Consider the following 25484-nt stretch of genomic DNA (forward strand, 5'->3'; position numbering starts at 1 on the left):
CTTACTTTTTATTTTTTATTTTTTATTTTCTTTAAAAATCGCACAACAAAAGAATCTCTCCAAAACTGAATCGGACTCGCAAAAAACTTCCTAGTCAGCGATTTAAACCTGTTTTTTCTTCCTTTTTTAGAAATATTTTTAATATTTCTTATTAAGACTTCATCATAATATCTATTTTTAAAACAAAAATAATTTTCTGTAACTCCCTTAAAAAAAAATTTATTTATATTATTAATATTGCAATTCATATCCATCACCAATTTATCACTCACCTTAAAACATAAGGCCTTTTTAACTAAATCAATAAACTCATCTTCATTAGGAAAATTAGCTTTAAAAAGCAAAGGACTATAAAAAAACTCACAAAACCCCAAATGATTCCAAGTTACAACCTTTACAGATCTAGTCAATGATTCAACCGCCACCATTGACCACGTTTCAAATAAGCTAGGAATAATAACAACATCACTAGATGTTAATAAAGATAAGTATTTTCTATCCTTTCCATTTATAAACTTAACATTTAAATTATTTTTATTTAAAAACTTTAAAAGATTAGAGTCCCCCACACATATAATATTGTTTTCAAAAACTTTAAAAATCTTTAAAAACATTAAACCTTTTAAACTATCACCTCTCCCTATGAAATATATCTTCCCGTTACTAGAAGCAACACCTTGAAAACAAGAAATTTTATTTGGTATAGCTTCCACCGGATTAGGATATATATCACATTTTTTTATATTAAATATTTTTTTAGATAAAAATAAAGCTATTTGTGATGGAGCAGAAACCCTATAGGCTTTATTAATTTCATTTTGCTCCAAATATGCAGATTTATAGTCTATAGGAAATCCTTGCAAATAACGCCCTACCTGCCTACTCAAATGTAATCGAATATGTATTTTTTCATGTGTGAGATAACGTGTTGTAGCCAATGTTTCAGGGGCTTCTATTTCAAGGACAGTATTTTCTTTGACAAAAGTAGCTATTCTACAACAAAACCCCTCTAGTGTTTCATTAATATCCTTCGCTAAGACAAAGCTTCTAGTGCCTTTACTCTTTAAAATTTTATCACTTAATAATATATATTGAGTCACACCACTATTATAACTATTAAAGGGGTCTATCAATAAATACTCGATAAGCTTATCATTTCGCTTTCTTCGTTCCATTCTATTTACGTCAATATACTTTTGCAAAGCTTATAGCTTTCACAACAGCATCTATTGTTTGTATATTATTTAAAAATTCCTTTAGTAAGGATAATTTTAATGCACTCGGTCCATCACACTTTGCTCTATCAGGATCTTCATGCGCTTCTAAGAACAGGCCAGCAATCCTAGTTGCCATTCCTGCTAAGGCTAAGTCGACAATTTGCTCCCTTCTACCGCCGGAGGCTTTATCCCCAGGATTACGCTGTTGTAGTGAATGGGTAACATCAAAAATGATAGGAGCATTATTACTCACCTTTTTCATAACCCCAAAACCCAACATATCAACTACTAAGTTATCGTAACCAAAACAACTGCCGCGCTCACAGAGCATGACTTGATTATTCCCTGCCTCATTGAACTTGTCGACAATGTTGACCATTTGTGATGGGCTTAAAAATTGTGGTTTTTTTACATTGATTGCCCGCCCTGTTTTCGCCATCGCTACAACAAGGTCTGTCTGTCTTGCTAAAAAAGCGGGGAGTTGTAATACATCAACATATTCTGCAACGATCTCTGCCTGATAGGGTTCATGAATATCGGTAATGATGGGGACGTTGAATTCCTCTTTAATTTTTTTAAAAATACGCATTCCCTCATCTAACCCGACACCGCGATAAGAGTGGATAGAGGAACGATTAGCCTTATCAAAAGAGGCTTTAAAAACATAGGGGATATTTAATTCGTCTGTTACTTTGACATAATGCTCACAAGCACGAAGCGTACTATCAAGATCTTCTAAAACATTAATCCCACCAAAAAGGGTAAAGGGGGCATCGTTACTTACTTCTATCTCACCGACTTTTACTACTGTCATTATCTACTCCTAAAATGTGGGTTGTTCAAATAGACCGATAACGCTCTCACCATCCATAACGACAAGAGAGCGAATCTTATTCTGTTTTAGCTGCTCTTCTGCTTCAACTAAGTAAGTCTCTGCCGTTATTGTTTGGGGTGTTTTTGTCATAATCTCTTTCGCAGTAACACTCATGCTCATATCATTATTCACTAAGGCACGGCGAATATCGCCATCCGTAATAACCCCTAAGAAATTATCAGCAGTCCCGACAAAGGCGATACCACTTTTTGAGTCTGTCATGGTTAAGAGGCATTCAGAAAGTTTGGCATCTTCTGTGACAAAAGGGAGATTTTCGGTAACCATATAATCGGCAACACGGCTTAAAAGCTTACGCCCTAAGCTACCACCGGGATGAAAACGAGCAAAATCTTCTGCTTTGAAATCACGCTGCTTCATTAAAGCAACTGCAAGCGCATCACCCAATGCAAGGGTAATTAATGTTGAAGAGGTAGGCGCTAAGTTATTAGGGCAGATCTCCCGCTCAACACCGATATCTAAAAAGACATCGCTATACTTTGCTAATGTAGAGTCTGCATTCCCCGTAATTCCGACAATTTTATTACCAAAATTTTTAAGGCTAGGGATAAGTTTATTGACTTCATCCGTTTCACCACTATAGGAGATCAAAATAAGAAGATCGGAAGGTTTAATCATCCCTAAATCGCCATGGAAGGCTTCGGTAGGATGCAGAAAAAAGCTTGGTGTACCAGTAGAAGCAAAAGTCGCAACAATTTTTTTACCAATTAAGCCAGACTTACCAACGCCAGAGATAATAGTCCGTCCTTCACAGCCAAGGATCAGATCAATAGCCTGATCAATATTGTGGTTATCCACTAGCTTCTCTTGCCATTTATTTAAAATACCGATTTGATCTGTAACCGCATCCGTTACGATTTGTAAGCTATTTACCATACGACTAAAAAACCTCTAAAAATGTAGCACTTAAGCCACCTGTTATAAAAATTAAAATATTACAAATTTTGATAAATCTTAATACCTTCTTCTACATCATCGTAGATCTCGGCTTTGCCATTATCTAAGATAATGACAAGGTCACACATGGTTCTTACTTGTGTCATTCCATGCGTCACCAGAATAATATTCGCTTTCCCAACCTTATCCTTAAAGGCTTGACTCGCCTTCTTTTTAAAGTGAGCATCACCGACGGACATCGCCTCATCAACGATATAGTAATCAAAATCAAAAGCGAGGCTAAGGCCAAAGGCGACGCGCCCGCGCATTCCTGATGAATAGGTTTTAGTGGGAAGATCGAAATAATCACCAATTTCTGCAAACTGCTCTACATAGGCGACCTTTTCATAGAGTTCCTTTCCGCGAAAGCCTTGGGTGCGGGCGATGAACTTCACGTTCTCCCGTGCAGAGAGAGAACCTTGGAAGCCGCCAGATAAGCCCACAGGCCAAGAGATGCTTTTATCGGTAATGATCCGCCCGCTATCAGGGGAGTCTACCTTGGCAAGTAGATTCATCAATGTTGATTTCCCCGCGCCATTTTTACCGATAATGGCGACATTTTTATCGCTCGGAATGGTAAAGGAGAGATCCTTAAAGACATATTTGCGCCCTGCTTTATGGTGCAGGTAGGATTTGGTGAGATTCTCGATCTTAATCATTTCACTAATAACCTCTGCCGGCGGAGACGATAGAGCGCTAAGGCGATAAAGAGGGTGATCATAGTGCAGAAAAAGGGGTAGCTTTGGCTCATGCCGGGAATGACTGGATAATTGACAAAAACGGATTCTCGAATATTACTGATAATTTGTGCAAATGGATTCCAGAGTAACCAGGGGAGATATTGATCGGGAATAATCCAGAGCGGAAAGATCACCCCAGAGATAAGGTAGATCGGCAGAAAGAGGATGCGAATAAAAGATTTAAGGTTGGGCATGATTATTGTTAATACCGAAAAGATCACCCCTAAGCCAAAGGAGAAGAGGATGCCGATTAGAAGTGAATAGAGCCACTCTAAGGGGTAAGCCACGACGACATCGTAACCGATCCAAAAACCAAAGATAAAGATAAAGATGCCGTAAATAACGCTAGAGATGGAGAGCTCCACTAAGACACGCGCCACATAGGTATCAAAAATCTTGATATTAGGGTAAGCAAAGAGTGCCTGATTCGCGCCGATAGAGTCCATTAATTTAAAGATGATGTTACGCATCAAAAAGAAAGGAATCATCCCCGTTAAAAAGAACATGGGGAAATCCATCCCGGGGACGGAGCGCGCACGGATCACAGTGAAGATAAAGATCATCACCCCCATATGGGCAGCAGGTTCAAAGAGCATCCAGAAAGCCCCCATCCGCCGTTCGCCAAAACGGGTGAGGTATTCGCGCAGGACAAGAGCAAAGATCACATCTTGCATAATCTGCCAAGGACTTCTTCTGGATATGGAACTCATCTTCTCCTCTTCTTAGAATCTTTGATTAGGTGCGCTAATAGTTGTTATTGCGCCTATATTATTCTTTATAAAATGCCGGCACTATCGTAAAAAGTGGCGGAAATATGCAACTTTTACGAAAGGCGATAAATTTTATCGCAACATTGTACTATGAAACGGGCTATATATTAATTGATATTTAACAGCTTTAATCATTTTATAAAAATCTAGAGTAGAACTGTTATTTAGCTTCCTTAAGATGGTAGCTTCTATTAAAAATCAATATTTAATGTTAACTCAGGCCACGATATCTTAAAACTATAAAAATCTCAGAAAGAGAGCGATAGAGATTAGCCCTATCGCTCTTTTAACTTTTATCCTTCCACGCTTATATAGCAGAGAGGAGGGATTAATCATCACTATTTTGATTAGAGGTTATTGACACTATTTCCTAAAAGTAGAACTTGGAAGATAGGGGCAATAAGTTTTTGGAACTCATAAGTGCCGGCATTGGTGACATAGACGGCATCTTCCGGTTGTACCAGAAACTGCTGAGCAACAAAGAGCGATGTAGGGTCCTTCATGTTGAGCTGAAAGACGCGCGGCTTCTCTTTAGAGGTGATGGTGTTGGTCTTTGGATCAAAAGTAGTGCCATCAGAGAGTCTAAAGATAAAGACGCCGGTAGCATTTGCTTTTTGGTCACTCAAACCGCCGATCACCCCGAGTACCTCGAGCAGACTCGGCTGGCGGGAGGGGAAATCATGTAATCCTGGTTTATTAACGGCGCCCATCGCGACAAAGCGTTGTTTTGCACGCTCGACCACCACCTCACTATTGGCGGTAATCGGGTGATTGAGCCCATTTAAGAGATCGGCATAGTTATAGCGCGTTACATTACGCCCATTACGTACCACAACATCTACAAGGTAAGGCTCTGACTTTGGTCCGCCGGCGAGGTTAACGGCATCGAGAATCGTTAATGGCCCTTCAAGCGTCGAAAAACGCCCCGGCTTATTCACATCACCCGCCACTAAAACAGAACCGCCGAGATCGCCAGTAATATTGAGGAAGACTTGCGGATCGGTGACAAACTTTTTAAGCTGCTCTTGAATTCGCGCCTCTGCCTGCGTCACCGTTAACCCATTAAGATTGACAATGCCCACATAAGGGAGAGAGATGGTGCCATTCCGGCTTAAACGCACCTTATTAAAGGTGGTTCCGCCTGCTGAAAGTGGCGCAAAGAGCGCACCATCTTCGGCGCTATCGGAGATCATCACGCTGATGACATCTCCCGGCGTGAGTTTAAGGTCGGGAACAGTCGGCTTACTGACAGAGGTGTTGAGCTTTGTCATCTTCGGGCGCATATATTGCGCGATGGTTGATGGCTTTAGCTCAATAAACTCATAGCCCCCCACAATTTTGGGGCCTGTCTCCGTCATCTGATCTTGTTGATTGATGATCGTGGATGCACCAGGGCCTGAGGCAGAGATCACGCCTGAACAGCCCGCTAAAAAGAGCGGAACCACAAGTGTGGAGATCCGCAAAATTTGGCGCATCGAGGGGTATTTTATCGTACTTGTCACTTTAGAAACCTCTATTTTAGACCTTCTAGTTGCTACCTATTATTAATACTCATTGTTGAGTGTTGATTGTTGAGAGTATTGATTGTGAGTCCTACTCACGACTGATGATTCATCATTCATGGTTCATGGCTCATGATTCATGATTCGCAATGCACGATTCACTCTTCTCACTCACTCTTCTCACTCACTCTTCTCACTCACTCTTCTCTATTCACGATGATCATTGATCGATGCCATCACAAAGCGGGTCACCCCGTAGAGTAATAATAGGACGATTAAAATGGTAATTAAGTTATAGAGCCGGCGTGGATAGGCCGCCTCTTCGGGTAAATTGGGTTTAACAACAGCAATCAGGCTGCGGATATTTTTAATCGTCTCAAGCTTGGCATTCTCCACCACCGCTAAGCTCGTTTTATAAAACTCTTCCGCTACTAAGAGATCCACCTGTAATCGGCGATACTCAAAGGCGATGGTGTTGAGAAGATCATCTTCTGTAATCTCACTGGTGGTAATTTTACGCTGTTCCGCTTCGAGCTGCTTGATTAATGCATTGATCTTATTCTCTTGCGCTTTAATCTGGGGCGCATTGGCAGAAAGACGGGACTTTAAAGCATTAAGACGCGCCTTTTCCGTAACGATCGCAGATTCTAAATTAGCGACAATCTGGTTGAGCGATTCTGCCGTCACTTCTGCATTGAAGATATTGTATTGATTCTGAAAGGCGACCAATTCTGCCTGCTTATTCTCATAGCGATCGGTTGCGGCATTGAGCTCTCTTTGAGCAAAGGCGAGCTGCTCATCGGCCATGGAACGCGTTATATTATTTACAAAGATCTCACTTTGCACCATGATCTCTTTTAAGATCTCTTTGGCATAATCAGGGGAGAAGGCTTCCACCTCGATTCGGAGAAGCCCCGTTGTCTCATCATAGTGGGTGGTGACCATTCTTTGATAGAACTTCACCTTATCTTCTAATGGCGCATCGATAGAGATATCGTAGAGCGGATCATACCATCTGCCGGCATAATGCTCACTCCAGTTGAGCTTCTCATCTAAAATTTTGAGCATATCGTGAGAGACAATATACTCTTTAAGATAGAGGGTATCCTCGCGCGAAACAGGGTCGACCGCCCCCATTAACATCGCCAACCCTGGGAGCCCCGCTTGTTGTCCGCTCTCTTGCTGCCTGACCACTACCTGCGCGGAGCTGACGTAACGATTTGCCGCAAGAAAGGTTAAATAGAGCACGGCAATGATAAATGGCACAATCACCAACGCAACAATCAGTCTGTCTTTAAAAATATGTTTGATCTTACTATTCATACCCTACCTAATTAGAAATGAGATAATTTCAATCCCATACAATAACTTGCGTGCTCCTATTATCGATCACTGAAATTCCCTAGATAGTATCAAAATTTCGAAGCGCTGTCGGAAAATTTTGCCTCCGGGAGCATCAGCTCCTCCTCATAATAGAAGCTACCATTGAGCTGACTCTTAAACTTTAATGAGTAGAGATAACGCTTCACATATCGTGGATTAGGTGCCCGATATTGTTGCCAAAAATCACTTAAAGAGCATTGATTAGTGAGATAAGGATTATCATAATGAGCATCACCAATCACCTTAACAGGTAGATTATGAATCAGCGCCGAGAGTCCACTGGTACTATTGACCACCACAACCCCTTTTGTGGCCCGAAGTAGTACCGGCATGGGGATTTCAAAGAGATAATCGACCCGATCTTCCACCTGATAACGGCGTGCTAAGCGCTCTATTAATCTCCCATAATGGTTAAAGCCCCGATCCATCGGATGATGTTTAATCACTAAGCGATCTTCTGGCTTGGCATAACGGCCAAAAGAGGCGATCACTTGGCGGATATATTCCGGAACACGTCTGCCACGCCCATGTTGCAGAATCTGGCTATCATTATGCACTTGTAGCGGAAAGAGGAAGAAATCGCCATAGCTCCCATCCATCATCTTTTTAGCAATTTTTTGATCTCGAAAGCGGTAACGCAAATGACGAATCCCCGCTAACACCCAAGCATAAGCGTAGACATGAAGCCGTGTCTCTCGATGATGCTTATAGTGAGGAAATTGTGTACGCTGATCGCGCATCGCCTTATAGTAACGAATAGCGATCTTCGCCCGACGCCAAAAACCGGCCGCCACCGGTTTAACCCCTTTATTGAGATCCTTTTCAAGATCATCCACCTCTGTTAAGGCGGTAAATTGCCGGTAGCTTTCGGTATTACGATTGATGCGACTATTATAGTTAACGCCCCACTTCTCAAAAGTAATATAGTGCGGACGCAGATACCCCTCTTCAAATGCCCAGAAGGTGAGTGGTGATGATTGCTCTGTATCATCCTTGCGCCACTCCGCCTGCCCGAGAACTAGCTCCCGAGCGATCTGATGGTAGATACGCTCATCGCCAAAGCAGACAATGGTATCGATCTGATGCTCAAGGAGAAAGCTTTGCAGATAGTCACGAAATTGAGAGACAGAGCCCTCATAATTGAAGGTACGCTCCCCTTTCGGATAGTAGTAGAGATCTCCGCCATTAAAATTGATCTTATAACAGCGCTTTCCCGATTCTGCTTCAAGGGAATCTTTAAGATGCCAAAAATAGGGGCCAATGGGACCTTGTAGAAAGAGAATCCGCTCACTACTCTCTAAGAACTCCTCCCAATAATGGAGAAGCTCCCAATGCTGCTCTTGCTGATCCTTTTCTGATACCATTGACAATATTGTTCCTAATTCTTCAATCTAACAACTTTTATAACCCATTGAGAGTACTCAGAGCTTGATCTCATAAGTGTGATCCATGAGTGTAATCTTATGAATATGGTCTAATGGGGTTATAAGCATGATGATTCTTCTATACAATTTGCGACGTATCATACAACAATAAAAATTGATCGCCAAAACAATTTACCCTAAAAATGCGACTCATGATACCTTTGTCGACCTGTATCAAAAGAGGCGTATAGAGATCGCCCCACCCACCAAAAGGGAATGTGATATCATTTTGCCCTACTCTTTTGGAAATTTAGTGAAGCTGACATCTTATGACCTTTACCCACTTTAATCTTCATACTGAATTCTCGATGGTTGATGGCTTAATCCGCATTAAGCCACTCTTTGCAAAGCTCAAAGAGATGGGGATACGTGCTGCGGCACTGACCGACCTTGGGAATGAGTTTGCTGCCATTAAGTTTTATGAAACAGCGCTCAAATCGGGCATTAAACCGATCTTTGGGGCCGATTGCTTAGTGATCGATGAAGAGAATAGTGTCGGCCGTATCACGCTGATTGCACAAGATTATCAGGGCTATCTCAACTTAGCAGAGCTCTTAAGTTATGGTTACCGCTACCATCAGGTTCGCGGTGTTCCTTATATTACCCATGAGAAGTTAGAAGAGTATCAAGCCGGATTAATTGTCATTATGGCGAAAGAGAGCCATTTTGGGCAGAAGCTTCTCAATCAAGGGGAAGCAGCGGCAGAAAAATTTTTACAATCGACCTACGCCTCCTTTTTAGAGGATCGACTCTATATCGGCATTAAGCGCCTCGATCAACAAGATGATGAGCGCTTTATTCAAGAGGTAACCCCCTTTGCAGAACGGCTAAACCTCCCGCTAATTGCCATCAATGATGTACGCTTTATGCGGGAAGATGAGTATGAAGCTCATGAGGTGCGCGTTGCGATTCAATCGGGCTATTCGATGCTCGACCCTAACCGCCCGCGAAACTACTCCCCCAAGCAGTATCTTCGTTCGATTGAGGAGATGGAGGCGCTCTTCTCCGACTATCCCGATGCCATTGAGAATAGTATCGAGCTCGTTAAACGTTGTAACGTCACCTTAACGCTTCACAAACCGCAATTGCCGGCATTCCCTATCCCTGATGGGATGACGATTGAGGAGTACTTCAAAGCGGAATCGTATCGTGGCTTAGAGGAGCGGATCGGCAAGCAGAGTGAAGCAAATCAGCACTATTGGGAACGGCTCGATATTGAGCTGAATGTCATTAACAATATGGGCTTTCCCGGCTACTTCCTCATCGTTGCCGACTTTATCCAATGGGCGAAGGATCATCAGATTCCGGTGGGCCCCGGGCGCGGATCGGGTGCCGGCTCCCTTGTGGCTTGGGCGTTGAAGATTACCGATCTTGATCCCCTTCCCTATGACCTTCTCTTTGAACGTTTCTTAAACCCCGAGCGGGTTTCGATGCCGGACTTCGATATCGATTTCTGTATGGAAGGGCGCGACCGCGTGATTGAGTATGTGGCCAATCGTTATGGCCGAGAGGCGGTATCGCAGATCGCCACCCATGGCACAATGGCGGCAAAGGCGGTAATTCGTGATGTGGGGCGTGCGCTGGGGCATCCTTATGGCTTTGTCGATCGCATTGCAAAATTGATCCCGATGGATCTGGGCATTACGCTCGAAAAGGCGATGATGCAGGAGCCGGAGCTTCATGATCTTTATCACCAAGATGAAGAGGTGAAGATTCTGATCGACTTTGCTAAGCAACTTGAAGGATTAGCAAAATCGGTGGGGCGTCATGCCGGCGGTGTTGTGATTGCACCGACAAAATTGACCGACTTCTCCCCCCTCTATTGTGAGGAGGGCTCTACGGCACTTGTCACCCAATATGATAAGGATGATATTGAAGCCGCGGGCTTAGTCAAATTTGACTTCTTAGGCCTTCGTACCTTAACCATTATCGATTGGGCGATTAAAAATATTGAGTATAATCGCGGTGAGACGATCGATCTTCACAACTTACCGCTCGATGATAAACCCACCTTTGATCTCTTAAAAGCGTGCCAAACTACCTCGGTCTTCCAGCTCGAATCTCGTGGGATGAAGGATCTTCTCCGCAGATTACAGCCCGACAACTTTGAAGATATTGTCGCACTTGTTGCGCTCTTTCGCCCCGGACCCCTTGAGTCGGGAATGGTGGAAGACTTTATCAATCGTAAACATGGGCGCGAAGAGGTGATCTACCCCTTCCCTGAACTTGAGCCGGTCTTAAAACCGACCTACGGCGTTATTGTCTACCAAGAACAGGTGATGCAGATCTCCCAAATTATCGGGAACTATAGCTTAGGGGGAGCGGACTTACTGCGCCGAGCAATGGGGAAAAAGCTCCCCGAAGAGATGGAGAAGCAACGCGCGCTCTTTATGCAAGGGGCGGAAACGCTCGGCTTTGATAGTGAAAAGGCAGGACGCCTCTTCGACTTGATGGAGAAGTTCGCAGGTTACGGATTTAACAAATCGCACTCCGCTGCTTATGCCCTTCTCTCCTATCAGACTGCTTATCTCAAAGAGCATTATCCTCCTGAATTTATGGCAGCGGTGCTCTCTGCCGACCTCGATCATACCGATAAGATCATTATCATTATCGAAGAGGTCTTGGCGATGAAGATTCCACTCATCCGCCCGAGCATCAATCACTCCTACCATCAATTTACCGTCAATAAAGAGGGGGCAATTATCTATGGCCTCGGCGCATTGAAGGGGTATGGAAAAGCGGCGGCACTGCAACTGATTGAAGAGCGGGAGGAAAATGGCCCTTATCGCGATCTTTTCGATTTTTGTCGCCGGGTCGATCTCTCTAAAACCTCCAAACGTGCCATCGATATCTTAATCCGTGCCGGCGCCCTCGATTGCCTCAATCCTGAGATTGACTCGATCGCCGAACGTGCCGCTTACCGAGCAGAGCTGCTCGCAACGATGGAAGAAGCGATTCGTCTTGCCGATCAAAATCGGAAGAATGAAAATAGCGGTCAAGGTGATATCTTTGGCCTCTTTAGCGATGAGCCGAGCGATGAACCCCAATATCAACTGCATAAGGCGATGCCACTGACGGAAAAAGAGCTCCTCCATGCGGAAAAATCGGTCTTAGGTTTCTTCTTTAGTGGCCATCCGATCGATCAATATCGTGCGGAGATTAAAGAGGTGGCGAATACGACTCTCTCTGCATTACAAGCGATGCCGGAGCCACAATATCATTCACGCAATGAGGATAATGTGATCGTTGCCGGCTTAGTGACTGCCTTCTATACCCGCATCAGCAAGGCGGGCAATAAGATGTTCTTTGTGGTGCTCGATGATGGGCATGCTCGCGCAGAGTTTAGACTCTTTGAAGAGCCGATCGAAACGCTCAATGAAGCGGGAGAAGAGATCACGCCCGATAGCATCCTCTTTATCCGCGGCAGCCATAGCTGGGATTCCTTCAATAACTGCATGACTCTGCGCGTCAGTGAATTACGCACATTAAGACAGGTGCGAGAAACCCATGGGCACTTTATTCTTATTGAGAATCGCCGCCCATTATCACTTGCCACCGTTCAGGAGATCTTCCAGAAATTGATGCCCTATCGACATGATGAGAAGGGCTTACAGCTGATCTTTAAGTATCACAATCCGCGTAGCGCCGGCGTTCTTCAGATGCAGCAGGAGAAAGTAATTGCCGATGATGAGTTGCTTGTGAGCTTAAAACAGCACTATCATGATGAGATCGATCTCTCTGTGGGCTATCGTAAACATTGATGAGCTTCTCTGATTGAAATCAATCGTTCAAACCGATGGTTCGATAGAATAATATCTGGGGAGATCATCAGATCATCAGATCAACAGATCATCAGATCATCAGATCGCCCCATGATGCCTATGTCGTAGATGCAGATGATGTAGATACAGATGATGTCAATAATGTAATGTAAGTGATACCAATGAGAGGAGTCCGCCATGGAGCAGATATTACAATCCGCCGCAGTTGTTGTCCCGATTATCTTTGTTCTCGCCTTCGGCTTTGGCGCACAGAAAGCGCATCTCTTCGGCACCGACGTTAATCCGATTCCGATCATCAACAATTTAGTCCTCAAAATCGCCCTTCCGCCGATGCTCTTTGTAGGAACAATTATGGTCACAAGAGCACAACTCTTGGAGGAGATCATCCTCTTTGGCGCGCTTTTAGTAGCACTACTGATTGCCTACTTTGTCGGCTTTTTAGTGGCAAAGATTCTCTTTCGGCGCAATAGTGTAGAATCCTCCATTGCCGGTTTAGCGGTGAGCTTCTCTGCCGGACCTTTCTATGGCCCTGCCCTTTTAGGAAGTCTCTACGGCGTTGAAAGTGGTGTTGCGATTAGTATTATCTCCCTTGTGATCAATGTGGTGATTGTCCCCTTAGCGACCATTATCATTAAATTGAGTCTCGCAAAAATGGCAGATCAGCATGACTCTCTTGCGAAACTTATTGGTCACTCCCTCTTTGAGGCGATCTTTAAAACACCCTTTGTCTGGGCGCCACTCTTAGCCTTTACCCTCGTCTTTTTAGATATCAAAATGCCGGAGGTGGTGGATCACTCGCTAACGCTTATCGGTAAAGCTACTGCCGGTGTTGCCGTCTTTGTTGCCGGGATGACCATTGCCGCTAATCGCTTTAAACTCAGCTTTGAAGTGCTTTTAATCGCCCTCTTAAAAAATGTGGGATTGCCGGCACTCTTTATCGCCATCGCGCTCCTCTTCGGGATTCAAAAAGGGGCATTAATCTATGATGAGGGCTTACTCCTCGCCGCGCTTCCATCGGGGCCGATGATTGTCCTCCTTGCGACAAAGTATCAGCAATATCAGCAGCAAGCCTCTTCTATATTGGCAGTCTCCACCGTGGGGATGCTCATTACTGTTACAGCGCTTATTGCATTTTTGCATGGATAGCATCTATTTGCCGAGCTTCTGCATAGCGACTCAACGATAGAGATAGAATCACTAGATATCACTAGATATAAACCAACAGAGACATAATCACCAGAGATATAATCAATAGAGATATAAAATTATTACATAATCATATATATAAAGTACATTTACACAAAAAAAAATAACAAAAAATTGATAAAAAATCTGATATTTTAATAACTATTAGATGCAATCCAAAGGGCACTGTTCATGTACGAACAGTGCTTTTTTTATGGACTTCGTAATATAAACTTTTCTAAAAAACAGTATCAATCAATATATTGCAATACAAAACAGAGTATTAATAAGAGATAAAACATTCCTATATCCCTTAATCTTTGATAACAAAAATTCTTAGAAGCTAACAATAACTTATTGACAGCAAACGATATTAATAAAAAATATTGTTATTTTATATAGGAATATTTACTTTTATAAAAATAACCTTTACTATGTCGACTGTTTTTTAGCTCACATAAAAAACTATTTTGCATTTAACAAACAAAGGTTATGAAAAGATGAAAAAATTATCGTTAGCATTAGTTGCAACGCTCTCTCTCTCCACTACAGCATTTGCTCAAGATCTTCCGAAAGCAACAGCGGGTTCAGATGGACAAATTAAATTCACAGGTACAGTGACGGAAAAAGGTTGTACGATTGTTGCAGGGAATTCCGCAACAATTGATTTAGGCTCGATTGCGAAAGGAACTCTACAAAAACAGAAGTTTGGTGCTTGGGGTACGGGTGAAATTAAATTTGTAGATTGTAATTTAGATGTTGATGATAAAGATAAATTAAAAGCGGTCACAATTACTATTCAACCAGGTAAAGAAGCTACTTTTGGTACTAATCTTTGGGCAAATAATGGTAATGCACAAGGTGTAGGCATCGAAGTTGAAGTCGGTGGAAGCAAAGGTCTTGCACAAATTCCGCCAACAGGAACGCCTGATCCGATCGAAGCAAACATTGATGCTGTAAACGGAACCGCAACTTATAGTATTCGTGGTCGTATGGCGGGTGACACTACTGTAACAGCTGGTTCTGTTGAAACAACAATCTCTTTTGTTGCTAGCTATAAATAACCTCAATAGCAGATATCAATCTATTACCTAGCTTTTTATAAGGAAGGTATCTCTTTTATTGAGATACCTTCTTCTGGTGTATAGATAATTAAAAACTACTAAGCGGAATTTTTGATGAAAAAAGCTATAAAAAAAGGGAAATATCTAATTCTTATAGGTGCCCTCCTTTCCCCTTTTAGCTATGGGTTTGAATTTAATAACAAGGTTTTAGAGTCTTTAGGGTTTGAAAATGTCGACCTTTCTGCCTTTTCTGGCAGTAACGATCAATTTACGGGAAAATACCTTGCCGATATTGAGATCAATGAGCAAAATATCTTCTATAATCATCCGGTCTATCTCTACAGTAATAATAATGAAAGTCATATCTGTTTTACCGATGAGTTATTGACCTCACTACCTATTAGCAAAACGCTCCGTTCAGGTGCTAAAAAATCGATCATCAACACGACTGATGCCGGTAACTGTTACGGCTTAACAGAATATGATGCCGCTATCGATGCACAGTTTGATGATAGTGAACAAAAGATCAAAATTCGTATGCCCCATGCTTATTTGGTGGACTTCGACCCTTATTGGATTCCACCTAATCAGCGTGATCATGGAATTAGCGGTCTCTTTTTAGATTATAATCTGCTTAAAACCTTCAATCGTTATAAGAATCAAGGCCAATCTTCTACCCTTAACAACTTCTCAAGCTATGGCATCATTGGTGCCAATATTGGACGATTCCGCTTTCGTACCAATTATCAATATAACCCTAACAATGTGAGGAAAAAATTTGAGCGCACCCAAACTTATGCCTTTACCGATATTGGGAGCTTAAACGCCCATCTCTATGCAGGGGAGCTCTATTCCCGTTCAAATCTCTTTAGCTCTGTTCGCTTTAAAGGGGCTTCGCTCTATACCGAAGAGAGCATGATGCCTAACTATTTACAAGGCTATGCGCCCCAAATCACTGGTACCGCAACGTCTAATGCGGTTGTCACGGTCAGACAATATGGCAATATCATCAAGCAGGTTCAAGTACCGCCTGGACCTTTTGCCATTGCCAATCTCCCCTCCTATTTAAATGGCACGGTAGATGTTACGGTTGAAGAGAGTGATGGATCGATCAATGAGTTCCAAGTGGATATTGCCCATGTTCCCTATCTAACCCGAAAAGGGGCACTTCGTTACAATATAAATGCGGGAAAATTAGCACCACAACATATTAATGAAAAGATCGATGTTAAATTTACCTCAGTCGATGGATCTTATGGTTTAACCGATATGATCTCCTTAATTGGTGGCGTAGTCTACACGACCAATAATGAGTATTTAGCCTATAGTGCCGGGCTCGGGCTCAATTTAGGGGTTGTTGGTGCCCTCTCATTTGATATGACAAAATCGGAGAATAGAGCCAATCCAGGAAAACGCCTGACAGGCCAAAGCTATCGCTTCAATTATGCAAAGCGTTTTGGGCAAAACACCTCGCTCAATATCGCAGGTTACCGCTTCTCAAGCCGAGATTACACAACACTCAATAACTATGTTGATATGAAAACTAATGAGTTTGATCGCCTCTATTTAGAAAAAAATCGGTTTTCCCTCAGTGTTTCCCAATATATTCCTCAATGGAATATCAATATTTCAGCAACCGCTTCAAAATCGACCTATTGGAATCAAGAAAGTAACTCCTACTATAACGTCTCTATCTATAAGACTATCGAGAGTGGTTCTTTCCGTAATACTTCGGTATCGCTCAATCTCTCTCACAATAAAAGTAGCTATGGTAACAAAGATGATTTAGTGGGGCTCTATCTCTCCATTCCATTAGAAGATCGAACATCGCGTCTCTCTTATAACGCACGTTATGAACGAGGGCGAAAAAATGTCTCCCAACAAGCCACTTTTTATAGTGAAGGAATGGGCGGAAACTACTCTTTAGGCGCTTCAATGAATCATCAGCGTGATCTCAGTGGATCGATCGACTACGCATTGAGTGCTTCTTACAATACTAACTTAAGCTTTGGTAACTTTAATGGCTCGGCGAGCTACTCATCTGATCAGCAGAGTGTTACTGCGGGCTTTAGTGGTTCACTCACCTTAACGCAACACGGGGTAGCAACTCATCCTTATGTCTATGATGAAGGATCACGCCTTATTGTCGATGCGGGGGTTTCGGGTGTCAAAATACAAGGTTCAAGTAGCGAATCTAATCTTTTTGGTCTAGTGGGAATCAGTAATCTTCCTAACTACTATCAGTCAACCTACCTGATCGATAATGATAATCTCCCTGAGAATGTAGAGATTCAAGATAACGTGATGGAAGTAGCCCCAACGAAAGGCGCGATCGCCTATCGATCTGCTAATGCAGTCAGTGGTCAGAAGGCGTTAGTTACCATTACGCTACCCGATGGATCACATCCTCCCTTTGGCGCCATCGTTTATCGAGAAAACGGTCTTGATATTGAAGTGGGAATGGTCGCCGATCAAGGTCGAACTTATCTAACCGGCCTTAATAAAAAGGCTGCATTTATTGTGAAATGGGGTGATGATCAATCTTGTCGCCTCCCCATTCAATCTACCGATACTGAAGAATTCACCACAATTATTTGTCACTAGGAGTCATCTATTATGAAAAAACTACTCATTGCGGTCGCAACACTTAGCTTATCACTCCTCAACACCTCCTATGCGCAGCTCACGCTCGATAGAACTCGGATCATCTTTGACCGTGCTCAATCAAACTCACAATCGATTGTGGTCTCAAATACCAATAAAAAAGAGCCCTACTTAGCGCAATCTTGGATCGAAGATGCGCAAGGCAATAAGATCGAATCACCATTGGTGGCGCTACCTATTTTGCAGAGAATCAATCCCGGGCAAGAAAAGCAGGTAAAGGTCTCTCTAGCGGGACAAAATAACCTTCCGACTGATCGTGAATCGATGCTCTTTTTTAATGTGTTGGGCGTTCCGCCAAAAACAGGCGCAGAGAATCAGGTCAATATTGTGATTCAATCGAAGGTAAAGCTCTTCTATCGTCCAAAAGGCTTGAAACAGTATAAAGAGAATGGTTGGCTAAAAGAATTACAAATCTCGAAGTCGGGTAATAGCTATACACTCCAAAATCCCACAGAATATCATATGGTCATTTTAGGCTTTAGTCATGGTCCAAAAGGAAAGGTGATTGAAAAAGATATTATCTTAAAACCTTTTGAAAGTAACGTCGTTAATCTCTCTTTAGGAAATACGCCAACCGTCTACTTCATTAATGACTTTGGGGGAACGGAATTACAGAGTTATCAATGTGAAAACAGTTGTCAACTTATTATCAACTAATGGATGCTAAAGCGATGAAACAATATTTTTTCTAATTGATTCTAATTGACTTTTATTTAACGATGTTACTACCAAATATTTAATATGATAACTACTCATTAAGTTAAAACCAATCATAGTCCACTTTAGAAAAATCAATATTCTCTGTTATCCATTTAGGTATATTCTATGAATTATTTTACGCAAAAAATATCAACTTTTATAAAAATGTTGATATTCTCACTATCACTTTTCTTATTTTCACTTACAGCCCATGCTCAGTGTACTGTTGAACGTATTACGCAAAATGGTGGCACAACATCATATCCATCTTCAAATCATGTTGATAGGCTTATTATTTTTGAACAAAATGCATCTCCTATAAGTTTTACAATTGATATTGTTGTATATTGTAGCACTCAATCTAAAGTCACAATTTTTGACATAGGTAAGCTTTCTGGGCATAACGGTAACGCAACAAGAGGTACCCAAATAATGCTAGATGACCTTAAGCCAACAAGGTATGAAGGGGAGGGGCATCTGACTATTAATGCATCGACAGGCTCACAACTAAGGTCAACCTCTAACTTTTTTACAAGAGCAACAACGAATTTCGGAATTTATCCTTACGCTCCAGGTACTCGATATACGATTCGTTATACCCTTCCCGCTCTAATGCTTTATTCTCCAGTTATTGGTAAAAGAAGAGAGTATGAAACCGGTGGTACTCTCTATTCTATTTGCAATGTAGAAGATGGCACTAATTGTACTCGTTTGACCTTAATTTTATCGCTTGAAGCTATTAGGGAAAATACATGTTTAGCTGGCGCATTTAAAACATCCGTTGATAAACCTTCGATTGATTTTGGTAGTGTAAGTAAAAAAGAGATGGAGTCAGGCAAACAACTCAAAGATAATTTCACTATAACAGTAGAAAAAACATCAACAAAATGTAACTCAAACGTTTCCCCCAAAATTGTCTTTAACTCTGGGACGCTTTATAACGACCAAAATATAGATTTGCAAAATGGGCTTACATTAAAACTAAAAGATGAAAAGGGTAATTTAGTAAAATTTGGTCAGGCTACTGGGGAGGGTATTATTGGTAGATCAGACAAGTTATTAAAGATGAAGTTTGATGCTTTGATAGAAAAAAAACCTGGCAATGCTCCAATTAAATCGGGCCCATTTTCAAGTGTCGTCATCTATACAATGGAATATTATTGATATCTCTTAATCTCAATATCCATTAATCCAATAGCAAAAATCAGAGATGATTTTTACTAGCTATGATCTATCAGATTGAGTATCGTTAATTAAGATGATAAATATCTTCACTGAGCACTCCCAAGATTACACTTTTGCTTGGGAGCACTCAACAGAAAGGTCTCCAGAAGAGAAATCGCCCTCAATAGCATCACTCTCAATGGTATAATGAGTCTTCTATAAGAGTTCTTTTTAAAGCAGATCTTCTCCTTTGCCTCGATTAATAGCTCAATAATAAGAGAGAATAAAAACTTAGCGATGAAATTTACCCCACCACTGACCAAAGGGCGGCTGATCCGACGCTATAAGCGATTTTTAACAGAAGTTAAGCTCGATTCGGGCGAGATCATCACTCTTCATTGCCCTAATACCGGCTCGATGAAGAATTGTCTCCTTCCCAGCAGTGATCTTTGGTATCTTCCCGCTAATGACCCGAAAAGAAGTACCGCCGGTACTTGGGTGATTGCCACCACTCCCTTTGGCAAGCTTGCAAATATCAATACCCATTATGCAAACCTCTTAGTAGAAGAGGCGCTCAATGATGGGGTTATCGATCTCGGTGCTTTCGTCAATCTAAAGCGAGAGGTGCGTTATGGGGTAGAAAACTCACGGATCGATTTCTGCCTCAAAGATCAAGCGGAGCGTGAGGTCTATATTGAGGTGAAGAGCGTGACACTAGGGTTTGAAGAGAGTGATATTGCCGCCTTCCCCGATGCTGTTACAACCCGTGGGCAGAAGCATCTTCGAGAGTTGATAGCGCTAGCAAAGAGTGGCACGCGGGCGATTTTACTCTATTGTGTGAATCTTACAGGCGCTAAAGGCGTTCGCCCGGCAGATGAGATCGATCCCGCTTATGGTAAGCTCCTTCGGGAAGCAGTTGCCGCCGGTGTTGAAGTAGTCGCATACGGCACCAGTATCAGCCCGGAAGAGATCAAAATCAGCCATCCTCTACCGGTGATTCTTTAGCAAGCTCCCCCATATCTAATCGTAATTATGGTAACGGTGATCATTCTCATAGTGATCAAAAAGAGAGGATGATCAAAGATGATCATCCCCAAATCTTATGGGTAATCCGCCCCATTGATGCATTATCACCGTTAAAATATGAGTGATAAGACTTATCCATTATCGTTTCACAATGGTAATCGACCATGCGGCATCGCCGATCTGTTCATAATCGGTGACCTCATGCCCTGCTTCTGCCGCCCAGCGAGGAATCGCTTCTGTCCCTTGGGTACAATCAAACTCAATTTTCAATGCATCACCTTTCTCCAGTTGCTCCATCTTCTCTTTCGCCTCTAGTAGTGGAAAGGGGCAGACAAGTCCTAACGATTTTAATTCATAAAGTGCCATACTATTTTTCTCCTATCTATTGATCCTATCTATTGATCCTATCGAACTCTCTTTTTTAAAATAATGAAACCAGCAAAAGCTGAACGCTGCCGGATCTCACCATCGCGTATTTCCAAAAACCTCCCGCCGGCAGTTGGCATCAAAATGCCGACCTGCGGGTATGCAGTTGTAAGAAGAACCCAATCGTTCCCTCCCGCTCTTCCGCTAGTTTTCTTACCGACTACAATAGTGCGGTAAAAGAGGCTATTGAGTTGCCGGAGATCACCCCTGCATATCTCCATAAATCTCATGCCGGCAAGTTGGCAATCTCTATTTCCTATCACAGACCTCCCAAAACCCCGTACCGGCAGAGGGTAATCATTCGATTACCAGAATACTTTCTCAGCATTGAAAAATGCCGACCTGCGGGCATGCAGTTGTAAGAAGAACCCAATCGTTCCCTCCCGCCCTTCTGCTAACTTTCTTACCTCCTAAAATAGTGCGGTAAAAGAGGCTGTTGAGTTGCCGGAGATCACCCCTGCATATCTCCACAAATCTTATGCCGGCAAGTTGGCAATCTCTATTTCCTATCACAGACCTCCCAAAACCCCGTACCGGCAGAGGGTAATCATTCGATTACCAGAATACTTTCTCGGCATTGAAAAATGCCGACCTGCGGGCATGCAGTTGTAAGAAGAACCAAATCGTTCCCTCCCGCCCTTCCGCTGATTCTCTTACCTACTCTTATCTACTAAAATATCGAGGTAAAAGGAGCTGTTGAGTTGCCGGAGAGCACTATTGCGTATTGCGCGCTTCTATAAATTGCATGCCGGCAAAGTGACGATCTTATCACCGAGGATTCGTACTATGATGCTGAGTGGCTCACGGTGCCGGCAGTCCCTTGTTGCGCTACTCTTCTCGGACGAACATAGATAAAGTAGGAAGCAATCCAAACGCCGATAATGGTAAAGAAGAGCCCTAACCAACCTTTCCACGCCATGATGGAGGTGTTGGTTAATCCATTACCAATCGTACATCCGCCGGCAAGACTTGCACCAATCCCCATCAAAGCCCCACCAATCACACTTGTAATGATAATGTTGTGACTTGGTACGCGCCACTTAAACTCTCGACTCCCCTTCGCCGCCATAAATGACCCAATAAAGATCCCAAGAACTAAGAAGACACCCCAATCGATTAAGCCAAAATCACCCGTCACTAAAAATTGAATAATGTTAGCGGAAGGTGTTGTAATCCCTAAACCGCTATTACGCCCTGTCATCGAGCTTAAAGGCCAGGCAGCAAGTGCAATGAGACCAATAACCGCCCCGGCAACAAAAGGATGCCAACGCTTTTCAAAGAGAAGATGACGAATCCCCTGATGTTTCGCCGGAAGAGAAGGCATCTTCACCGCCGGCTTACGAAGATGTTTAATCGTGAAAAAGAGCGTTACCGCCACCAATAATAATATTAAAATCCCCTGCTCTATCCCTAATGTTTCGGCAATTGAATCATTAATAACTGTGTGACTAGCGATCTCTCTTTGTAATCCAGAGAGCGCACCATACTTTGTAATCGCTGCAAAAATCATATAAAAAATCAGCGCGATCCAACTCCCAATAAGCCCTTCTGCTGCACGATACCATGTTCCCGTCGCACAACCGCCGGCAAGCACTATTCCAAAACCAAAGAGCAGACTGCCACCTATTGAGCCGATCAAGGAGATCGAACCTGTTGAGATCGCCAGATAATCCGCCTTCACCAAGAAAAAGACCCCAATAGCCTGCACCGATATCGCAATCAAGAAGGCATAGAGCATCGTAAAGTTTTTCACAAGATAGATATCGCGAAATCCTCCCGTCATACAAAAGCGCGCTCGCTGCAGAATAAAACCCAATATCGCCCCCACTAACAACCCCGTTACCATTTTTTATCTCCCTAATATGCCGTCTCTAATCGTTATTAATAGCTATTTCGACTCGCTTCTATTTCCACTTATCTCCCCTACTCTTGTTAGTACTTTCATATATAACTTTCATCTTTAACTTGCATATTTAACTTGCATATTTAACTTATACACTTATCATTTACATACTTATCATATATGTTATACCAGAATAAGAGATTCTATTATTAACAGATCTTTTACAAAATGCAATGATTGATTAAAAAGAGAGATCACCATGCTCTTAAGAGCAAGCAAACAGCCCAAACAGCTATAAATTGCAGATCAATAGACGATAAAAAATCGCAGACAAAAAGAGAGACAAAAAGAGAGACAAAAAAATAAGCCCAGCTAGTAAGCTGGGCTTATGGTAAAAGCTTAAAGGGAATTAATCTTCATAACTAAGAAGGCTCTTCACGTTGTAGCCCTCTAATACTTCTGGTTCGTGGAGATAAGTGAGATCAGCAAGGAAGCAGATCCCTTCTACCGTTGCCTTCTCTCGCGTAATCATCTCGATAATCGCCTTAATGGTACCGCCTGTTGCGAGTACATCATCAATAATCACAACGCGATCATTCTCTTTAACATCACCGACATGCATCTCTTGCGTATTATTGCCATACTCTAATGAGTAGGCGACCTTATGGCACTTACGCGGTAATTTCCCCGGCTTACGCACAAGAACGAGGCGTGTTCCTGTCATCACCGCAACAGGTGCGGCAAAGATAAAACCACGTGCTTCTGGTGCAACAATCACTGTCGCCCCACATGCTTTGACAAACTGACTCATCTCTTCAATGGTATAGCGATACGCTTCAACATCATTGAGTAGCGGCGTCACATCCTTAAAATCAACACCTTCTGCAGGGAAATCTTTGATACGAGCAATATACTTCTTTAAATCCATGTCAGTCCTTAATGCGTTAGATTATTTGATCGATTTCATTTGATATTTGAAGAATTATCTTTGAAGAGCTATCAAATATCAGTTAAAGAAAAATTATACCACCGATCACAAAAAAGCGCCTCTTTCCTCCTGAGTTTTCTCAATAACTTGAAATAAAAGAGGGGGTTAAGTTGCCGGATCTCACTATTGCATCCTTCCAAAAACTACATGCCGGCAGTGGGCATCATCGATACCGTCCTGCGGACATGCAATTATGGGATCTTTCTTAGCAGATCTCGTAAAATAATCGCTTCATTGATAAGATGGCTCACTATTGCTGAGCGTCATCACTCATCATCCATGGTCATTTATGAGTTGCTTATAAGTACTTATCACCACTCATAACCTCTCATAACCATCATTCAAAAGCATACTTTAAAGGGGAACAATATATGAATCATCAAGCTACTGCGCTCTGTTTCGGTGAATTACTTTGGGATTGCTTTCAGGATGATTTGTTAAAAAATAAGGGGATAAAAGGCCCCAAGCGCATATTGGGCGGTGCGCCGAGTAACCTCTGCTATTTTCTTAATCAGTTAGGGTTTCCGGCAACGCTTGTGACTGCTATTGGTGATGATGCTTTAGGAAGAGAAGCCTTAGCACAACTTCAACAGCATCATATTCCCGTGATCGCGGCGCAAAACAGGTTCCCCACCGGTCGCGTCGATATCACCATTATCGATCAAGAACCCCACTACCAATTTGCAATGCCCGCTGCATGGGATCAGATTCCCCTCACCTCCGAGATATTAGAGAAAGCTGCGACAACAACATTGATCGCCTATGGCTCTCTCGCAATGCGATCAGCGCTACCATTCTTCGAGCAGAAAGAGAGGGTGTAAAACATCAAATTAAATGAGATGATAGAGAATAATTATCGAATTAAATGATATTACTGCTGCTTTTGTTGGGGACAAAAATGAAAAATAATATTATATAGCCACTGAGTTCACAGGAAAACCTATTCGTAAAACAGGTATATAAACTAGAAGAATAACAGGAAGAGTACCTACGGGACAGAAATATGAATCATCATTGGAAAGAGATTTAATGATCCTTTTAATGTTTGACGATAATGTTTCAATATATACTCCCCAACTAATAACAATCTCTTATCAAGAAAATGAAACTAATACTTGGAGAAAATATACTCCCGAAGGACTGATAGAATGGCATAATCATGATTGTTTACAAAGAAAGCCTATACTCCTAGAAGTTAAATATCGAGAAGCCTTTAAAGATGGTAATTGGAAAGGTCTATTAAAAAAATTTCGTGCAGCTAAATCCTACGCTCAAATACAAGGTTGGGATTTTAAAATTTATACTGAAGATGATATACGCACCCCTCTCCTAGAAAATATTAACTTCCTAAATCGTTATACCGATATTGCCGATCCTCATTGCTTTCAACTAGTTATTATGGATCAGTTAGAAAAAATTTAAAACTCTACACCTACAACACTTCTTGAAAGCATTTTTCAAGATAAGTGAAACCGAGCTAAAGCCTTACCGATAATGGTCTTTAATTGCAAGAAGAGTTATATGTTGTGATCTATCAACTACTTTAACAATGAACTCTAATATTTGGATTATAAAATAAAAGGAGGTAAAGATGTCTAATTTAATCCCCGGTAATATCGTTTTATGGAAAAATACCAATTAGATTTTAATTGATATTCCAGATCTTAATACAGCTTTACTCAATAATCCTCAAACAAAGCAAACGAAATTAGTAAAAGTACATGAATTACAAATTACTGATCACACTAAAAGTAAAAATTTAATCTCTATCCCCGATGC

The 25484-nt window shown here is 42.0% G+C and carries 21 protein-coding genes; 9 read left to right on the plus strand and 12 right to left on the minus strand.

Going from position 1 to position 25484, the window contains the following annotated elements; all coding sequences use genetic code 11:
* Positions 1 to 8: 8 nt before the first annotated feature.
* The 8 genes from DC082_RS03380 to DC082_RS03415 all read right to left on the minus strand — a co-directional run bounded on the left by DC082_RS03380 (position 9) and on the right by DC082_RS03415 (position 8804).
* On the minus strand, positions 9 to 1175 hold the full coding sequence (locus tag DC082_RS03380) for a glycosyltransferase (protein ID WP_133243679.1): 1167 nt from the start codon (positions 1173 to 1175) through the stop codon (positions 9 to 11).
* A gap of 10 nt (positions 1176 to 1185) precedes the next feature.
* A complete protein-coding gene (kdsA, locus tag DC082_RS03385) occupies positions 1186 to 2031 on the minus strand; it encodes a 3-deoxy-8-phosphooctulonate synthase (protein WP_109235753.1) in 846 nt (281 codons plus the stop codon).
* A 9-nt stretch (positions 2032 to 2040) separates the two neighbouring features.
* Complete coding sequence (locus tag DC082_RS03390) at positions 2041 to 2985, minus strand: KpsF/GutQ family sugar-phosphate isomerase (protein WP_109235754.1); 945 nt, start codon at positions 2983 to 2985, stop codon at positions 2041 to 2043.
* A gap of 59 nt (positions 2986 to 3044) precedes the next feature.
* On the minus strand, positions 3045 to 3704 hold the full coding sequence (locus DC082_RS03395; protein WP_109235755.1) for an ABC transporter ATP-binding protein: 660 nt from the start codon (positions 3702 to 3704) through the stop codon (positions 3045 to 3047).
* On the minus strand, positions 3701 to 4495 hold the full coding sequence (locus DC082_RS03400) for an ABC transporter permease (RefSeq protein WP_229821553.1): 795 nt from the start codon (positions 4493 to 4495) through the stop codon (positions 3701 to 3703). The genes DC082_RS03395 and DC082_RS03400 overlap by 4 nt, the downstream gene beginning before the upstream one ends.
* 407 nt (positions 4496 to 4902) lie before the next feature.
* Complete coding sequence (locus DC082_RS03405; RefSeq protein ID WP_229821556.1) at positions 4903 to 6057, minus strand: polysaccharide biosynthesis/export family protein; 1155 nt, start codon at positions 6055 to 6057, stop codon at positions 4903 to 4905.
* Between the two features lie 207 nt (positions 6058 to 6264).
* Positions 6265 to 7380, minus strand: coding sequence for a KpsE/RkpR family capsule polysaccharide export protein (locus tag DC082_RS03410; RefSeq protein ID WP_109235757.1), 1116 nt, complete (start codon positions 7378 to 7380; stop codon positions 6265 to 6267).
* 89 nt (positions 7381 to 7469) lie between these two features.
* Positions 7470 to 8804, minus strand: coding sequence for a capsule biosynthesis protein (locus tag DC082_RS03415; protein ID WP_109235758.1), 1335 nt, complete (start codon positions 8802 to 8804; stop codon positions 7470 to 7472).
* A 329-nt stretch (positions 8805 to 9133) separates the two neighbouring features.
* On the opposite strand from DC082_RS03415, the gene dnaE reads away from it, so the two are divergent.
* The 7 genes from dnaE to sfsA all read left to right on the plus strand — a co-directional run bounded on the left by dnaE (position 9134) and on the right by sfsA (position 20427).
* Complete coding sequence (dnaE, locus tag DC082_RS03420) at positions 9134 to 12625, plus strand: DNA polymerase III subunit alpha (protein WP_109235759.1); 3492 nt, start codon at positions 9134 to 9136, stop codon at positions 12623 to 12625.
* A 198-nt stretch (positions 12626 to 12823) separates the two neighbouring features.
* On the plus strand, positions 12824 to 13792 hold the full coding sequence (locus DC082_RS03425) for an AEC family transporter (protein WP_109235760.1): 969 nt from the start codon (positions 12824 to 12826) through the stop codon (positions 13790 to 13792).
* A 539-nt stretch (positions 13793 to 14331) separates the two neighbouring features.
* Entirely contained in the window at positions 14332 to 14895 is a 564-nt protein-coding gene (locus DC082_RS03430; RefSeq protein ID WP_109235761.1) for a fimbrial protein, read from the plus strand.
* 114 nt (positions 14896 to 15009) lie between these two features.
* Positions 15010 to 17499 carry a fimbria/pilus outer membrane usher protein gene (locus DC082_RS03435; protein WP_109235762.1) on the plus strand — a complete coding sequence of 830 codons (2490 nt, stop codon included), beginning with the start codon at positions 15010 to 15012 and terminating at the stop codon, positions 17497 to 17499.
* A 12-nt stretch (positions 17500 to 17511) separates the two neighbouring features.
* Complete coding sequence (locus tag DC082_RS03440) at positions 17512 to 18216, plus strand: fimbrial biogenesis chaperone (RefSeq protein WP_109235763.1); 705 nt, start codon at positions 17512 to 17514, stop codon at positions 18214 to 18216.
* A 168-nt stretch (positions 18217 to 18384) separates the two neighbouring features.
* Positions 18385 to 19422 carry a fimbrial protein gene (locus DC082_RS03445; protein ID WP_109235764.1) on the plus strand — a complete coding sequence of 346 codons (1038 nt, stop codon included), beginning with the start codon at positions 18385 to 18387 and terminating at the stop codon, positions 19420 to 19422.
* Between the two features lie 297 nt (positions 19423 to 19719).
* Positions 19720 to 20427, plus strand: a complete 708-nt coding sequence (gene sfsA / locus DC082_RS03450; RefSeq protein WP_109235765.1) for a DNA/RNA nuclease SfsA — start codon at positions 19720 to 19722, stop codon at positions 20425 to 20427.
* A gap of 159 nt (positions 20428 to 20586) precedes the next feature.
* Here sfsA and DC082_RS03455 read toward each other — a convergent pair whose 3' ends face one another.
* The 4 genes from DC082_RS03455 to DC082_RS03470 all read right to left on the minus strand — a co-directional run bounded on the left by DC082_RS03455 (position 20587) and on the right by DC082_RS03470 (position 23645).
* Positions 20587 to 20814 (minus strand): sulfurtransferase TusA family protein, encoded by a 228-nt coding sequence (locus DC082_RS03455; protein ID WP_109235766.1) that lies wholly within the window; start codon positions 20812 to 20814, stop codon positions 20587 to 20589.
* A 38-nt stretch (positions 20815 to 20852) separates the two neighbouring features.
* Positions 20853 to 21137, minus strand: coding sequence for a hypothetical protein (locus DC082_RS03460; protein ID WP_109235767.1), 285 nt, complete (start codon positions 21135 to 21137; stop codon positions 20853 to 20855).
* Positions 21138 to 21658: 521 nt separating this feature from the next.
* Complete coding sequence (locus tag DC082_RS03465) at positions 21659 to 22720, minus strand: YeeE/YedE family protein (protein WP_109235768.1); 1062 nt, start codon at positions 22718 to 22720, stop codon at positions 21659 to 21661.
* Positions 22721 to 23126: 406 nt separating this feature from the next.
* Complete coding sequence (locus DC082_RS03470) at positions 23127 to 23645, minus strand: adenine phosphoribosyltransferase (RefSeq protein WP_109235769.1); 519 nt, start codon at positions 23643 to 23645, stop codon at positions 23127 to 23129.
* A 431-nt stretch (positions 23646 to 24076) separates the two neighbouring features.
* Between DC082_RS03470 and DC082_RS03475 the strand changes: the two genes are divergently transcribed.
* Positions 24077 to 24526 carry a PfkB family carbohydrate kinase gene (locus DC082_RS03475; RefSeq protein WP_109235770.1) on the plus strand — a complete coding sequence of 150 codons (450 nt, stop codon included), beginning with the start codon at positions 24077 to 24079 and terminating at the stop codon, positions 24524 to 24526.
* A 208-nt stretch (positions 24527 to 24734) separates the two neighbouring features.
* Positions 24735 to 25127, plus strand: coding sequence for a TnsA endonuclease N-terminal domain-containing protein (locus DC082_RS03480; RefSeq protein ID WP_109235771.1), 393 nt, complete (start codon positions 24735 to 24737; stop codon positions 25125 to 25127).
* The last annotated feature ends 357 nt before the right edge of the window (positions 25128 to 25484 follow it).

The sequence above is a fragment of the Ignatzschineria indica genome (assembly GCF_003121925.1).
In the GTDB taxonomy this organism is placed as follows: Bacteria; Pseudomonadota; Gammaproteobacteria; order Cardiobacteriales; family Wohlfahrtiimonadaceae; genus Ignatzschineria; species Ignatzschineria indica.

Excerpts from the sequence above, each read along its gene's own strand:
- DC082_RS03480 (WP_109235771.1), top strand. The coding sequence starts at position 24,735 with ATGATCCTTTTAATGTTTGACGATAATGTTTCAATATATACTCCCCAA.
- DC082_RS03415 (WP_109235758.1), bottom strand. The coding sequence starts at position 8,804 with ATGGTATCAGAAAAGGATCAGCAAGAGCAGCATTGGGAGCTTCTCCAT.
- DC082_RS03455 (WP_109235766.1), bottom strand. The coding sequence starts at position 20,814 with ATGGCACTTTATGAATTAAAATCGTTAGGACTTGTCTGCCCCTTTCCA.
- DC082_RS03470 (WP_109235769.1), bottom strand. The coding sequence starts at position 23,645 with ATGGATTTAAAGAAGTATATTGCTCGTATCAAAGATTTCCCTGCAGAA.
- dnaE (WP_109235759.1), top strand. The coding sequence starts at position 9,134 with ATGACCTTTACCCACTTTAATCTTCATACTGAATTCTCGATGGTTGAT.
- DC082_RS03390 (WP_109235754.1), bottom strand. The coding sequence starts at position 2,985 with ATGGTAAATAGCTTACAAATCGTAACGGATGCGGTTACAGATCAAATC.
- DC082_RS03465 (WP_109235768.1), bottom strand. The coding sequence starts at position 22,720 with ATGGTAACGGGGTTGTTAGTGGGGGCGATATTGGGTTTTATTCTGCAG.
- DC082_RS03410 (WP_109235757.1), bottom strand. The coding sequence starts at position 7,380 with ATGAATAGTAAGATCAAACATATTTTTAAAGACAGACTGATTGTTGCG.
- DC082_RS03440 (WP_109235763.1), top strand. The coding sequence starts at position 17,512 with ATGAAAAAACTACTCATTGCGGTCGCAACACTTAGCTTATCACTCCTC.
- sfsA (WP_109235765.1), top strand. The coding sequence starts at position 19,720 with ATGAAATTTACCCCACCACTGACCAAAGGGCGGCTGATCCGACGCTAT.
- DC082_RS03445 (WP_109235764.1), top strand. The coding sequence starts at position 18,385 with ATGAATTATTTTACGCAAAAAATATCAACTTTTATAAAAATGTTGATA.
- DC082_RS03430 (WP_109235761.1), top strand. The coding sequence starts at position 14,332 with ATGAAAAAATTATCGTTAGCATTAGTTGCAACGCTCTCTCTCTCCACT.
- kdsA (WP_109235753.1), bottom strand. The coding sequence starts at position 2,031 with ATGACAGTAGTAAAAGTCGGTGAGATAGAAGTAAGTAACGATGCCCCC.
- DC082_RS03425 (WP_109235760.1), top strand. The coding sequence starts at position 12,824 with ATGGAGCAGATATTACAATCCGCCGCAGTTGTTGTCCCGATTATCTTT.
- DC082_RS03435 (WP_109235762.1), top strand. The coding sequence starts at position 15,010 with ATGAAAAAAGCTATAAAAAAAGGGAAATATCTAATTCTTATAGGTGCC.
- DC082_RS03380 (WP_133243679.1), bottom strand. The coding sequence starts at position 1,175 with ATGGAACGAAGAAAGCGAAATGATAAGCTTATCGAGTATTTATTGATA.
- DC082_RS03395 (WP_109235755.1), bottom strand. The coding sequence starts at position 3,704 with ATGATTAAGATCGAGAATCTCACCAAATCCTACCTGCACCATAAAGCA.
- DC082_RS03400 (WP_229821553.1), bottom strand. The coding sequence starts at position 4,495 with ATGAGTTCCATATCCAGAAGAAGTCCTTGGCAGATTATGCAAGATGTG.
- DC082_RS03475 (WP_109235770.1), top strand. The coding sequence starts at position 24,077 with ATGAATCATCAAGCTACTGCGCTCTGTTTCGGTGAATTACTTTGGGAT.